General features: G+C 69.7%; 16 protein-coding genes. 8 read left to right on the forward strand and 8 right to left on the reverse strand.

The features are described 5' to 3' along the window. Positions 1–18 precede the first annotated feature (18 nt). Complete coding sequence (locus ACZ1DY_RS04685) at positions 19–1,191, reverse strand: MFS transporter (RefSeq protein WP_465483690.1); 1,173 nt, start codon at positions 1,189–1,191, stop codon at positions 19–21. A gap of 184 nt (positions 1,192–1,375) precedes the next feature. Further along, positions 1,376–1,690 (reverse strand): ArsR/SmtB family transcription factor, encoded by a 315-nt coding sequence (locus ACZ1DY_RS04690; protein ID WP_192747907.1) that lies wholly within the window; start codon positions 1,688–1,690, stop codon positions 1,376–1,378. A gap of 177 nt (positions 1,691–1,867) precedes the next feature. On the opposite strand from ACZ1DY_RS04690, the gene ACZ1DY_RS04695 reads away from it, so the two are divergent. Further along, entirely contained in the window at positions 1,868–3,037 is a 1,170-nt protein-coding gene (locus ACZ1DY_RS04695) for an MFS transporter (RefSeq protein WP_465483691.1), read from the forward strand. 3 nt (positions 3,038–3,040) lie between these two features. Here ACZ1DY_RS04695 and ACZ1DY_RS04700 read toward each other — a convergent pair whose 3' ends face one another. Next, positions 3,041–3,229 (reverse strand): DUF1918 domain-containing protein, encoded by a 189-nt coding sequence (locus tag ACZ1DY_RS04700; protein ID WP_126735321.1) that lies wholly within the window; start codon positions 3,227–3,229, stop codon positions 3,041–3,043. 404 nt (positions 3,230–3,633) lie between these two features. Between ACZ1DY_RS04700 and ACZ1DY_RS04705 the strand changes: the two genes are divergently transcribed. The 4 genes from ACZ1DY_RS04705 to ACZ1DY_RS04720 are packed head-to-tail and all read left to right on the forward strand — an operon-like array spanning position 3,634 to position 5,665. Further along, positions 3,634–3,849, forward strand: a complete 216-nt coding sequence (locus tag ACZ1DY_RS04705) for a TrmH family RNA methyltransferase (RefSeq protein WP_465483692.1) — start codon at positions 3,634–3,636, stop codon at positions 3,847–3,849. A 22-nt stretch (positions 3,850–3,871) separates the two neighbouring features. Continuing rightward, positions 3,872–4,516, forward strand: coding sequence for a spermine/spermidine synthase domain-containing protein (locus ACZ1DY_RS04710; RefSeq protein WP_257489188.1), 645 nt, complete (start codon positions 3,872–3,874; stop codon positions 4,514–4,516). Then, entirely contained in the window at positions 4,498–5,079 is a 582-nt protein-coding gene (locus ACZ1DY_RS04715; protein ID WP_465483693.1) for a hypothetical protein, read from the forward strand. Before ACZ1DY_RS04710 ends, ACZ1DY_RS04715 begins: the two co-directional genes overlap by 19 nt. 7 nt (positions 5,080–5,086) lie before the next feature. Beyond that, positions 5,087–5,665, forward strand: coding sequence for a GNAT family N-acetyltransferase (locus tag ACZ1DY_RS04720; protein WP_465483694.1), 579 nt, complete (start codon positions 5,087–5,089; stop codon positions 5,663–5,665). On the opposite strand, the gene ACZ1DY_RS04725 is transcribed toward ACZ1DY_RS04720, so the two are convergent. Both ACZ1DY_RS04725 and ACZ1DY_RS04730 read right to left on the reverse strand, forming a co-directional pair. Then, positions 5,666–6,253 carry an HhH-GPD-type base excision DNA repair protein gene (locus ACZ1DY_RS04725; RefSeq protein WP_126735314.1) on the reverse strand — a complete coding sequence of 196 codons (588 nt, stop codon included), beginning with the start codon at positions 6,251–6,253 and terminating at the stop codon, positions 5,666–5,668. It lies immediately after the preceding gene. A 38-nt stretch (positions 6,254–6,291) separates the two neighbouring features. Next, a complete protein-coding gene (locus ACZ1DY_RS04730; RefSeq protein WP_465483695.1) occupies positions 6,292–7,170 on the reverse strand; it encodes a LysR family transcriptional regulator ArgP in 879 nt (292 codons plus the stop codon). 66 nt (positions 7,171–7,236) lie between these two features. Between ACZ1DY_RS04730 and ACZ1DY_RS04735 the strand changes: the two genes are divergently transcribed. Then, the gene (locus ACZ1DY_RS04735; RefSeq protein ID WP_465483696.1) at positions 7,237–7,851 is read left to right on the forward strand and encodes a LysE/ArgO family amino acid transporter; all 615 of its coding nucleotides are present in this window, start codon (positions 7,237–7,239) and stop codon (positions 7,849–7,851) included. Here the strand turns inward: ACZ1DY_RS04735 and ACZ1DY_RS04740 are convergent, their stop codons facing one another. Next, positions 7,852–8,676 (reverse strand): aldo/keto reductase, encoded by an 825-nt coding sequence (locus tag ACZ1DY_RS04740; RefSeq protein ID WP_465483697.1) that lies wholly within the window; start codon positions 8,674–8,676, stop codon positions 7,852–7,854. 5 nt (positions 8,677–8,681) lie between these two features. Further along, on the reverse strand, positions 8,682–9,521 hold the full coding sequence (locus tag ACZ1DY_RS04745; protein ID WP_465483698.1) for an NAD-dependent epimerase/dehydratase family protein: 840 nt from the start codon (positions 9,519–9,521) through the stop codon (positions 8,682–8,684). Positions 9,522–9,636: 115 nt separating this feature from the next. Here ACZ1DY_RS04745 and ACZ1DY_RS04750 point away from each other — a divergent pair, with 115 nt between their 5' ends. Both ACZ1DY_RS04750 and ACZ1DY_RS04755 read left to right on the forward strand, forming a co-directional pair. After that, the gene (locus ACZ1DY_RS04750) at positions 9,637–10,071 is read left to right on the forward strand and encodes an Lrp/AsnC family transcriptional regulator (protein ID WP_257489182.1); all 435 of its coding nucleotides are present in this window, start codon (positions 9,637–9,639) and stop codon (positions 10,069–10,071) included. Between the two features lie 108 nt (positions 10,072–10,179). Next, complete coding sequence (locus ACZ1DY_RS04755; protein ID WP_465483699.1) at positions 10,180–11,034, forward strand: alpha/beta fold hydrolase; 855 nt, start codon at positions 10,180–10,182, stop codon at positions 11,032–11,034. Positions 11,035–11,037: 3 nt separating this feature from the next. On the opposite strand, the gene ACZ1DY_RS04760 is transcribed toward ACZ1DY_RS04755, so the two are convergent. Further along, on the reverse strand, positions 11,038–12,033 hold the full coding sequence (locus ACZ1DY_RS04760; protein ID WP_465483700.1) for a DUF2203 family protein: 996 nt from the start codon (positions 12,031–12,033) through the stop codon (positions 11,038–11,040). Positions 12,034–12,040 lie beyond the last annotated feature (7 nt).

Here is a 12,040-nt window from a genome sequence, read left to right on the forward strand (position 1 = left end):
TTCACGCGCATTGAGCGCTCAGGAAGCCATGGCGGGCGCGAGCCGGGCTTCGCGGCGGTCCATCCCGCCGGACACCACGGCCAGCGAGAGCCCCAGGACGGCCAGCGACGCGCCGACCCAGTTGGGCGCGACCAGGCCGAGCCCGCCGGCGATCACCAGACCGCCGAGGTAGGCGCCGATGGAGTTCGCGATGTTGAACGCCGACTGAACGGCCGCGGAGACCAGCGACGGCGTTCCGCCCGCCTTCTCCATGATCCGCGCCTGCATCATCGGGCCGATCATGAAGCCGGCGAGACCGACGAAGAAGATCGTCACCGCCGCGCCGACCTTGCCGTTCGCGGTGAAGGTGAAGATCGCCAGCACCGAAGCGAGCGCGATCAGCGAGACGTAGAGGCTCGGCATCAGCGCCTTGTCGGCGAGCCTGCCGCCGAGGTAGTTGCCGATGGTCATGCCGACGCCCGCCAGGGACAGCAGCAGCGTGACGTCGGACGGCGAGTAGCCGGTGACGTCGGTCAGCATCGGCGCGATGTAGGACAGGCAGGCGAACACGCCGCCGAGGCCGAAGGTGACGATCGCGAGCGCGAGCCACACCTGCGGGCGGCGGAAGGCGCCGAGTTCGCCGCGCAGCGACGGCTCGGCCGGTTTGCCCTGGTGGGGGACCAGTTTCGCGATCGCGGCCATGGCGACCAGGCCGATCACGGCGACGACGCCGAAGGTCGCGCGCCAGCCGACCTTCTGGCCGAGCAGCGTGCCCAGCGGGACGCCGACGACGTTGGCCAGGGTCAGGCCCATGAACATCATCGAGACGGCCTTCGCGCGTTCGCCCGGCTTGGCCAGGCTGGACGCGACGACCGCGCCGGCGCCGAAGAACGCGCCGTGCGGCAGGCCGGCGAGGAAGCGGAACGCGACACCGAACTCCTGGTTCGGCGAGAGCGCGAAGAGGGCGTTGCCGAGCGTGAACAGCCCCATCATCGCCAGCAGCATCGTCTTGCGCGGCAGGCGGACGGCGGCGGCGGTGAGCAGCGGGGCGCCGACGACGACGCCGAGGGCGTAGCCGGAGATGAGGTACCCGGCGGACGGGATCGACACGTCGAAGTCCGCGGCGGCTTCGGGCAGCACGCCCATCATGACGAATTCGGTGGTCCCGATGCCGAAGGCACCGATGGCGAGCGCGAGCAGCGCGACGGGCACGGCTCTCCCTTCGAGGGTCGTACGTGAGTAAACGATTACTCGCCCAGCGTCGCGGATGGGGAGCTGAATCGATTTAGGTCTCGGACACAAAAGAAGACAGCGTGTGCGGCCCCGCTGTCCTGTGTCCAGTTCAACCGATCGAGGGTGCCTTTGTCATCCCGGTTTCGGGTGAGGCTGGCCACCCTCAGCGGCGGGCGGCGAGCACCCCTTGGAGCAGGCCGGGGAACAGCTCGTCGAGATCGTTGCGGCGCAACGAGTTGTAGCGGGCGGTGCCCTGCTGGCGGCCCATGATGATGCCCGCTTCGCGCAGTGTGCGCAGGTGATGGGTGAGTGTGGACTTGGTCACGGCGACGTCGAATCCGCTGCACGAGATCTCGGTGCCGGGCTCGGCCAGCTGGCGGACCATGTCGAGGCGGACCGGGTCCGCGAGTGCGGCGAGGACCGCCTCGATCCGGATCTCGTCCTGATCGGGATAGACGTACTGCTGCGTCGCGGCCATTCGTCCATAGTACGACGCCCCTCGAACTTCCGGCGAGTTCGTAGTACGGTCTCCATCGAACTACGGCAACCATCGAACAACGACCCCCATGTCGCCTTTAGCGGGCTAAACGCGATCCGGCGCCGACCTGCGTTTCGCGGGCTAAACGCGATCTGTGGGGTCTGGAGCTGGGGAGTCATGACCTTCGCACCACCCAGGACCGCGGTGCTGGCGCTCGGTACCTTCGCGGTCGGCACCAGCGGTTACGTCGTCGCCGGGCTGCTGCCCGCGCTGACCGGCGAGCTCGCGGTCTCCGAGACGGCCGCCGCCCAGCTGGTCACCGCCTTCGCCATCGCGTACGCGGTCGGCTCACCCCTGTTCGCCGCGGTCACCGGCCGCTGGGAGCGGCGCACGCTCCTGGTCGCCGCGCTCGTCGTCACCGCCGTCGGCAACGCCCTCGCCGCCCTCGCGCCCGGCTACGTGACCCTGCTCCTCGCACGGGTCGTCACCGCGATCGGCGCGGCGGTCTTCACCCCGGCCGCGAGCGCCGTCGCCGCCGAGCTCACTTCGCCGGAACGCCGGGGCCGCGCGGTCGCGCTCGTCTTCGGCGGGCTCACCGTCGCGACGATCCTGGGCGTCCCGCTCGGCAGTGTCCTTTCGCAGAGCGTCGGCTACCAGGCCGTCTTCGCGCTCGTCGCGGTCTTCTCGCTCCTTGGCGCCGTCGCGGTCCGGCTGGTCCTGCCCGCCGTCCCGGCGCCACCTCCGGTCCGGCTGGCCGAACGGTTCACCGTCGCCAAGGATCCGCGCGTCCTCGCCATGCTCGGCGCGACCGTGCTCGGCTGCCTCGCCGCGTTCTCCGTCTACACCTTCATCTCGCCGGTCCTGTCCGCCACCGCCGGCGTCCACGGCACGACGGTCAGCCTGCTGCTGTTCGTCTACGGCGCGGGCGGCGCGCTCGGCAACGTCCTCGGCGGCCGCGCGGCCGACCGCTGGGGCGCCAAGGGACCGCTGCTGGTCGTGTTCGGCGGGATCACCGTCGTGCTCGCGCTGCTTCCGCTGATCGCGACCACCGTCGCGGGCGCGGCGATCGTCCTCTTCCTGTGGGGCCTGGCCACCTGGTCGGTCAATCCGCCGATCCAGCACCGGCTGATCGAGCTGTCCAAGCAGAACGCCGGGCTCGTCCTCTCGCTCAACGCGTCCGCGATCTACCTCGGCGTCGGCCTCTCCGGCGTGGTCGGGGGAGCGGTGCTGAGCGGCGGCGGGCCGCTCCTGCTGCCCGAGGTCGCGGCGGTGCTGACCGCGCTCGGCGCGGCCGTGGTCGTGGCGGGCTGGCGGAACCGCGTGAAGCGGCCCGCATTCGCTGAATGACGTCTATTCGGCGCGCGACTGGACTTCGCAGTCGGGGCCGGGGAACACCAGCCCTTCGTGTCCGTCCGCGAACCGGACGAGATACGGCGGGGCGCCGTGTTCACCGCGTACCTCGAGGATCTCGCCGCGTTGTTCGGCCGAGCCCACCGTGCGTCCGTGCACGTGGATCTCGTCTCCGACGGTCGCCTGCATGAGAACCACCTCCGACGCCTTCAAGGTTAGGAGCGTCGGGGTGATCTCGCTACAGTGTCGGCATGATCCTCGAAATCCTTGGAGGCGCGACGCCTCACGTCCGGTGAGCCCGTCGATCCGGGTCCGCACGCCGTCGGAACTGCGTGCGGCCAGAAGAAGGAAAGCCCACTCCTGCTGGGGACATCTCGTCGCCGCGCCGCTGTGGCCATTGCACGGAGCGAACCTCGGCACGCTGCTGCGAACCTGTGACGCGGTGGGTGCCTGCCTCGCCGTGCCGCGGTTTCCGTGGGTGCCCGAGGCGCTGCGCCGGGGGAACACGTTGCGCCGTCCGGCTTGTGTGCACTGGGTGCACGATCCGCCGGGCTGGCTGGCGCGGGAAAAGGCGGCGGGCACGGCGATCGTCGGTGTCGAACTCGCCGACGAGGCCGTGCGTCTCGCCGATCTCGTGCCCGCGAGGCCGGACGATCGCCGTGCTCGGCCACGAGCAGCAGGGCATTCCGCCGGAAGCGCTCGATCTTCTCGACACCGTCGTCGAAATTCCCATGGTCGGCACCGGCGCGAGTCTCAACCTCGCCGTCGCCGGCAGCCTCGTCCTGTACAAATTGGCGGGCCTGCTGTGACCGTCGCCGATAAGCTGGCCGGATGACCGACGTACTCGACAAAGTCGCCGGGAAAAGCGGCGAATTGGTGCTCCGCCGGGCAGGGGACGACTTCGAGGTCATCGCCAACGGTGTCTTCCTGATGGACACCCGGAACGGTGAATCCGAACGGTTGCTCGTGTCGGTGGCGGCGGATCTGGTGCCGGGCGAGGCACGGATGCTGATCGGCGGTCTCGGCGTCGGCTATTCACTGCGCGCCGCGCTGGACCATCCCGGTGTCGGCGAGGTCGTGGTCGTCGAGCGCGAGCCCGCCGTGATCGGCTGGAACCGCGAGGGGCCGCTCCGGGACGTCCACGACGACGCGCTGTCCGACGAACGGGTCACCGTCGTCGAGGCCGATCTGGTGAAGTGGCTGCGCCGGACGGAAGAACGGTTCGACGCGTTGTGCCTCGACATCGACAACGGTCCTGAATGGACGGTCACCGACGGCAACTCGAAGCTCTACCGGGACGAAGGGCTCGACATGCTCGCCGAACGGCTGCGTCCCGGCGGCGTGCTCGGGGTGTGGAGCGCCGAGTCGGTGCCGTCGTTCAGGAAGCGGTTGCGGGCGCGGTTCGGTGAGGTGCGGGAGCTGAAGATCCCGGTGCCGCAAGGGGAACCGGACGTGCTGTGGTTCGCGCGGGTGTAGCGGACGCCGCACGGGTCAACGCCCGCTGGTGCGACACGGTGTGCCGGACGGGCACCTTCACCGCCCGCGTCTGGAAGTCGGCCCGCCGGACACCGCCGTTGTATCCGGACGCGATGACCCTGACCCCGGACGCGACGGCGGCGGAGGTGCTGGACGGGATCGACACCTCGCCGGGCTGCGCGGTGAAGGACAGCTTCGCCTGCCTTGATCTCGCGCCGCTGGGTTTCGAGGTGCTCTTCGAGGCCACCTGGATCACCTGTACGGCGGAGCCACCGCTCGAACCGGGCTGGTCCCGGGTCGCCGACCCCTTCGACGACCCGTCCGTCGCCGTGTGGGCGAGCGGTGCCGCCGGGGTGACGGCCAACCGGGACGGCGACTTCGCGGGACTGTCCAATTTGTACACTCAGGGCGACCTGGACGAGGCCTGGCGCGGCGCGACCTCGGCCGTCGCGGCCAGCTTCCCCGGTTTGCCGATCACCGGCTACGAACGCGGCGAGGATCTCGACGCCGCCCTCCGCAACGGCTACACGGCGCTGGGTCCGCTGCGGGTCTGGCTGAAATGATCGCCGTATGGAGATCACGACCTGGCACCTCGAACAGACCTCGCCGGACGAGCTGAGCGCGGCGAAACCGCCGTCCGTCCCGGTGACGGTCACCCGCGCCGAGCTGGCCAGCCCGGAACTGAACCGCTACCTCTACACCGCCGTCGGCGGCGACTGGTTCTGGATCGACCGGCTCGGCTGGACGTGGGCGCAGTGGGTCGAGTGGCTGGACAGGCCGGGGGTCGAGACCTGGGTGGCCTACGCGCAGGGGACGCCGTGCGGTTATTTCGAGCTTGACGGCAGCGTGGACGGCGGTCTTGATGGCACAGTCGAACTCGCGTACTTCGGCCTGATGTCGTCGTTCGTCGGCAAGGGCGTCGGCGGGCACCTGCTGACCGTCGCGCTGCGGGAGGCGTGGGCGCTCGCGGAGCGCTGGCCGGGCAAGACGCCGACGCGGCGCGTCACGGTCCACACCTGCACCACGGACGGCCCGGCCGCGCTCAAGAACTACCAGGCACGCGGCTTCCGGCTGTTCCGCACCGAGGTCGGGCAGGCCGAACTGCCCGCCGAGACACCGGGACCGTGGCCGGGAGCCGGGAAGAAGTAGTTACTCCGCAGGAGCCTTGGCGGCGGCCTTCGCCGCCTTCTTGAACGCGCGCACCTCGCCGAGGGTCTTCGCGTTGGTGACGTCGGCGATCGAACGCCGCGAGCCGCGGTCGCCGTACGCGCCAGCGGCCGCGCGCCAGCCCTTGGGCTGCACGCCGAGCTGTTTGCCGAGCAACGCGAGGAAGATCGCGGCCTTCTGGTCGCCGTAGCCGGGCAGCGCCTTGAGGCGTTTGAGGACTTCGGGGCCGTCCGGCTTGGGGCGTCCGGCCGTCCAGATCCGGGAGGCGTCTCCGTCATAGACCTCGACGACGTGCTGCGCGAGATCCTTCACGCGGCGGGCCATCGAGGCGCCGTAGCGGTGGATCGCGGGCGGGATCACGCACAGCTCGACGAAGGTTTCGGTGTCCATCGCGTGGATCTTCCCGATGTCGAACCCGTCCATCCGGTCCGCGATCTTCTGCGGGCCGCGGAACGCGTGTTCCATCGGGAACTGCTGGTCGAGGAGCATCCCGACGAGCAGCGCGAACGGGTCTTCGGTGAGCAGCCGGTCCGCTTCCTCGTCCCCGACCAGGTGCAATGCGCGCGTCATGCGCCCAGGATCTCACGACCGGGCCGATCCGCGCGTCCTCATCCTTGTGGGTCGACCAGCAGGTCCGCGGCCGCCGTGGTGATGGCGGCCGAGACCGCCGCCAGCGCGGGGGAGTCGAGTTTCCACTGCTGCCAGAACAGCGGTACGTCGATCGGGTGGTCGGGGTCGAGGCAGACGAAGCTGCCGTCGCGCAGCCGGTCGCCGATCTGCGCGAGCGGCACCATGCCCCAGCCCATCCCGGCCGCGACGGCGTCGAAGAACCCTTCGGACGACGGGACGTAGTGCCGCAGCCGGCTCGCGATCGTGCCGCGCTCGCGCGCGAAGCGGTCTTGCAGGTCGTCACGGCGGTCGAAGACGACGACGGGCGCTTCGGCGAGGTCGAGGTCCGTGCCGAGTGCCGGGCTCACGACGGCCAGGTAGCGCATGTGCCCGAGCCGGTGGACCGAACATCCCGCGACCGGATCGGGTGACGACGTCACGGCGGCCATCACCAGGCCCTCCCGCAGCAGGGTCGTGGTGTGGTCCTGGTCCTCGCGATGCAGTTCGAAGCAGATCTTCTGCTCGGGCGGCACCCGCGTGAGGGCGGGCAGGAACCAGGTCGCCAGCGAATCGGCGTTCACCGCGATCGTCAGCCGGACCGGCTCGTCGCCGGTGGTCAGGCCGAGTTCGGCCCGGGTGTCGGCCTCCAGCAGCGCCACCTGACGGCCGAACCGCACCACCGCCTGCCCGGATTCCGTCAGGCGCACCGGTTTCGTGCGGATCAGCAGGACCCGGCCGGTGCGCTGTTCGAGCGCCTTGACGCGCTGGCTGATCGCCGACGGGGTCACGTGCAGTGCCGAGGCCGCCGCGTCGAACGTGCCTTCGTCGGCGACGACCAGCAGCGTGCGGACCAGGTCGAGGGGCAGATCTGTCATCACGAACGCTAATCTTACGTAAGAATCTTTAGCTGTACTGTTGACGAGCGGCTTCCTAGTGTTGGTCGTATGGGAGACGTTCTGTTCAGCGCGGTCGCCGGGTTCGGCGCCACCATGGCCCTCATCGTCGCGATCGGCGCGCAGAACGCCTTCGTGCTGCGCCAGGGCATCCGGCGCGAAGCGGTGCTCGTCGTGGTGCTGATCTGCATCTTCTCCGACGCCATCCTGGTCAGCCTCGGCGTCGGCGGGGTCGGTGCCCTGGTCGGGACGTCACCCGAAGCGCTGACCATCGTCGCGCTGATCGGCGGCGCCTTCCTGCTTTGCTACGGCGCCCTCGCGGCCCGCCGTGCGTTCAAGCCGTCGAAGCTGGAGACCGGCGGCCCGGAGACCGGCGGATCGTTGCGCCGCATCGTGCTGACCACGCTGGCGATCACCTGGCTGAATCCGCACGTCTACCTCGACACCCTCCTCCTGCTCGGCGCCATCGCGGCCGGGCACGGCAGCGACCGGTGGGCGTTCGGCGTGGGCGCGGTGTCGGCCAGCGTGATCTGGTTCCTCGCGCTCGGTTTCGGCGCGCGGCTGCTCAGCGGGTTCTTCCGCAAGCCGTCGTCGTGGCGGGTACTGGACGGTCTGGTCGCCGCGACGATGATCGGCCTTGGCGTGGCGCTGGTGGCCGGCGCCTGATCACGGCAAGCGGGCCAGCATTTCGGCGGGGAGCACCAGATCGGCCGCGGCCGCCGAATCGCGGATGGTCGCTGGCCTCGTCGAGCCGGGGATCGCGATCATCGACGGCGACTTCGCGAGCAGCCAGGCCAGGCACACCCGTTGCGGGCTGACCCCGAGTTCTTCGGCCACGGCAAGGAACTCCCCGTCGATGCCGCGAAGGGGGCCCCACGGCAGGTACGCGAGCCCGAGTTCGGTGCACAGGGCCAGTTCCGGTTCGTGCGCGAGCTGCGCGGGCGCGTGCTCGTTCTGCACCGAAACCAGGGTCTCGCCGAGGATGGCTCGCGCTTCGAGGATCTGCGCGCGGGAGACGTTGGAGATCCCGGCGAGGCGGATCTTGCCTTCGTCGGCCAGCTCCTTGATCGCGCCGACGGACTCCGCCCACGGCACGTTCGCGTCGGGCTTGTGCAGCTGGTAGAGCCCGATGGCGTCGACGCCGAGCCGCTTCAGCGAGCCTTCGCAGGCGTTCCTGAGGTGCTCGGGAGTTCCGGTGACGGTCCACGAACCGTCACCGGGACGGCCACGACCGCCCTTGGTCGCGACGAGCACCCCGTCCGAGTCGCCGCGGACGGCCAGCGCGGCGGCGATCAGCTCCTCGTTGTGCCCGATTTCGCCCGCGTGCCAGTGGTAGGAGTCGGCCGTGTCGATCAGCGTGACACCGGCGTCGAGCGCGGCGTGGATGGTGGCGATCGCGCGGTCGCGATCCGGGCGGCCCTCGATCGACAGGGGCATCGCGCCCAGGCCGATCGCGCTCACTTCGACGTCTCCGATGCTGCGGTAACGCATGTAGGTCAAGCCTTTCTGACGTCTTCGATGGCTTCGCCGAGCCAATCGGTGGTGGTGGAGAAGGAGAAACCGAGGCCGGTCGCGCGCGAGGTGTCCAGGACGGCGTACCGGTCGAAGGAGAACGGTGAGGCGTCCCGCTCGACGACCCGGAACCGGGGCTTCGTGCTGATGGCGGCGGCGAGATCGAGCACCGACAGTTCGCCGTGCGAGCCGGCGTTGACCGGCCCGGTGAAGTCCGCGAGCGTCGCCCAGGTCAGGAAGTCCGCGATCTCCCTCGCGTGGATGAACGTCGACGGCCGCGGTTCCGCGTGGACGTCCACGGCGTCCCCCGCGTCCAGCCGTTCGACGTAATGGCGTAGCCGCCCGGTGAAATCCTCGCCGCCGAGGACGTGCGCGACGCGCACCGAAGCGAACGGCGTGTCCGCCGCCGCGAAGACCGTCTCGGCCTGTCGCTTGCCTTCGCCGTAGTCGTACGAAGCCGCCCCGAGGTCGACCGGCACGGGGGAGACCAGCGATTCGGTCATCGGCGTCTCCGTCCGGACCTGGTCGTAGACCTCGATCGTGGACGTCATCACGTAGCGGTCCGCGCGGAACACGCGGCTCGCGATCTCCGCCTGGACCGGTGTGTAGCAGACCTGGTCGAGGACGACGTCGAAGGAGCGGGAACCCAGCGCGGCCTTCAGTCCGGCTTCGTCGTCGCGGTCCGCGATCATGTGGGCGACGCCGTCCGGAGCAGGCGCGGACCCGCGATTGAGGACGGTGACGTCCGCGCCGGCGTCGCGCAGCCGCTCGACCACCCCGCGGCCGAAGTACCGGCTTCCGCCGAGAACGAGCACTTTCTTCATGTCCACCAGTGTTACGGTGGCCATCCGGGTGGTTGAAGGGGAGAACATGGGTGAAACGGCGGAATCGCTGAAAGAATCTCGGTCGAATCGGAGTTTCGCTGAAAGTTCACTGGACGTGATCGACCGACGACTCCTCGAACTCCTCCAGGAGGAAGGCCGGATCACCCTGAGTGAGCTCGGGCGACGTGTTTCGCTGAGCCCCGCCGCGGTCGGCGAGCGCGTCAAACGGCTCGAAGCCGACGGCACGATCACCGGCTACGCGGCGCTGGTTTCGCCGACCGGGATCGGGCTGGGGCTGCGGGCGTTCGTGCGGATGGCGCCGCACAGCGGGTTCACCGTCCGGCACCCGCGGACGCGGAAGATCATGGACCGGCCGGAGATCCTCGAACTCCACCACGTGGTGGGCGAGGACTGCTGGATCCTGAAGATCGCCGTGCGCGACACCAGTCATCTGGAAGAGCTACTGGAGGACCTTTCCGTGCTGGGCGCCACGACGACGTCGATCGTCATGTCCAGCCCGATCGAACGCCGAGTCCTGCTCCCTTTGTGATCAGTCCTAAGAACTGGCGGGTAAGTCTGGTCTTTCTCCTGGTTCAGGTCGTCGGTTTGTGACGCATGATGACTCGCATCCCATACTGACGAGTAACCGGAGGCGGGTATGCGGGCTCGGATCCTCACCACGCTGATCGCGGCCTTGACGTTCACGATCGCCGTTCCGGCGGCGGCGAACGCGGCGCCGTCCAGCGGCTGGAACGACTGGTCGTGCCGGCCGAGTGCGAGCCATCCCGAGCCCGTGGTGCTGGTGCACGGCCTCGGCGGGAACGCGACGACCAACTGGTTCCACCACGCGCCGAAGCTCAAGGACGCCGGTTACTGCGTCTATTCGCTGACCTACGGCGCCACCGTCCTGGGTGGACAGTTGTTCGGCGGGCTCGCCTCGATGCGGAAGAGCGCCGTCGAACTCGGCGCGTTCGTCGACCGGGTGCGAGCGAGCACCGGCGCGGACAAGGTCGACATCGTCGGGCATTCCGAGGGCACGACGATGCCCGCGTACTACCTCAAATTCGAGGGAGGCGCGGAGAAGGTGAAGCATTTCGTCGGCTTCGGCTCGAACTTCAAGGGCACGACGCTCAACGGCTTTTCCGAGCTGGCCAGGGCCGTGCTGTCGCTGCCAGGGATCGATCTCCTCGCCGATGGTGTGTGCGGGGCGTGCCGCGAATACCTGGCGCCGTCGGCGTTCCTCGACGATCTGGCCCGCGACGGCGTGACCGTGCCGGGGCCGACCTACACGAGCATCGTGAGCCGCCACGATCGAGTGGTCACGCCGTACACCAGCGGTGTGCTGGACGAGCCGGGCGCGACCGACATCGTGCTGCAGGACCGTTGTGGCGCCGACGTTTCCGGGCATCTGAGCCAGGCGATCGACCCGAACGTGACGAGCCTGATCCTCAAGGCGCTCGATCCGGAGAACGCTCCCGCGCCGAAGTGCGTGCCGTTCTTCGCGCCGCTGTAAGGATCAGGGCCTGGTCGCGTGCACCACGAACACCGACCGGACCCGATCCTCGGTCTCGACGTCGAGACGTTTCACGGTCACCTCGGTGAAGCCGGCTTCGGAGGCCAGTTCCGCCGCGTCGTCCTCGGTCTCCGGCAGCTTCAGGTCGGTGGGGACGATGGCGGCGAACGCCTCCGACGGCCGGAACGCCGACGCGAGCGGCAGGCTGAAGCCCACCCTGCCGCCCGGGCGCAGCGCCCGCAGCCAGTCGCGGAGCGCGGCCGCGCCGAGGAAGTGCAGCGAAGACGCGCACAGCACGGCGTCCGCGCCCTCGTCTTCCACCGGCGACGGAACCGCGGAAGCGACCTGCCAGGTGATGCGCTTGCCGGGATCGTGCGTCGTCGCCTTCGTCTCGGCCTGGGCGATCATGCCCGGCGAGATGTCGATCGCGAGCACTTCGCCCGGGTCCAGCCGCAGCGCGGCGAACGCGGCCACCCCGGTCCCGGTCGCGACGTCGAGAACGCGCTCGGGCGCCGTGCAGCCGAGGCCGTCGACGAGCGCGTCGGCGACCAGGCCGTGAAAGGTGTCTTCGTCGTAGTGCGCGGCGATGCCGTCGAACAGCCCGGCCGCGATCTCTTCGCTCACGACGGCGACCCTATCCGGCAGGCGGCGGCGTCCGGCGAAACCGAGGTCGGTGCGGTGATACCAGGCCAGTTCCGGATCACCTTCGAGCCAGCAGAGCAGGACGTCGACGCCGTCGAGCTCGGCGGGGAAGTCGATCAGGAGCGGGGCGAATCCCTTCAGCTCCGCGCCCGTCCGCTGGACGGTGGTCATCAGGTCGTCCAGCCGGGCCTGCGCGGCCTTCCATTCCGGCATCCCGCCGAGCGAGGTCTCGCGGCCGCCGGGGCGCAGGGAAGCGGCGAGCTCGGCCGCGTCGGCGCGGAGGCGGATCAACTCGTCGAGCACGGGGCGTAGCCGGGCGAGCTCGGCGCGGGCTTCGGGAACGGTGAACAGACCCATGCGCCGA

It is taken from the genome of Amycolatopsis sp. PSD-21, from assembly GCF_055561455.1.

Bases quoted from the DNA above. Each gene is read 5' to 3' on its own strand.
- ACZ1DY_RS04690 (WP_192747907.1), bottom strand. From the start codon at position 1,690: ATGGCCGCGACGCAGCAGTACGTCTATCCCGATCAGGACGAGATCCGG.
- ACZ1DY_RS04695 (WP_465483691.1), top strand. From the start codon at position 1,868: ATGACCTTCGCACCACCCAGGACCGCGGTGCTGGCGCTCGGTACCTTC.
- ACZ1DY_RS04700 (WP_126735321.1), bottom strand. From the start codon at position 3,229: ATGCAGGCGACCGTCGGAGACGAGATCCACGTGCACGGACGCACGGTG.
- ACZ1DY_RS04710 (WP_257489188.1), top strand. From the start codon at position 3,872: ATGACCGACGTACTCGACAAAGTCGCCGGGAAAAGCGGCGAATTGGTG.
- ACZ1DY_RS04720 (WP_465483694.1), top strand. From the start codon at position 5,087: ATGGAGATCACGACCTGGCACCTCGAACAGACCTCGCCGGACGAGCTG.
- ACZ1DY_RS04725 (WP_126735314.1), bottom strand. From the start codon at position 6,253: ATGACGCGCGCATTGCACCTGGTCGGGGACGAGGAAGCGGACCGGCTG.
- ACZ1DY_RS04735 (WP_465483696.1), top strand. From the start codon at position 7,237: ATGGGAGACGTTCTGTTCAGCGCGGTCGCCGGGTTCGGCGCCACCATG.
- ACZ1DY_RS04740 (WP_465483697.1), bottom strand. From the start codon at position 8,676: ATGCGTTACCGCAGCATCGGAGACGTCGAAGTGAGCGCGATCGGCCTG.
- ACZ1DY_RS04745 (WP_465483698.1), bottom strand. From the start codon at position 9,521: ATGAAGAAAGTGCTCGTTCTCGGCGGAAGCCGGTACTTCGGCCGCGGG.
- ACZ1DY_RS04755 (WP_465483699.1), top strand. From the start codon at position 10,180: ATGCGGGCTCGGATCCTCACCACGCTGATCGCGGCCTTGACGTTCACG.
- ACZ1DY_RS04760 (WP_465483700.1), bottom strand. From the start codon at position 12,033: ATGGGTCTGTTCACCGTTCCCGAAGCCCGCGCCGAGCTCGCCCGGCTA.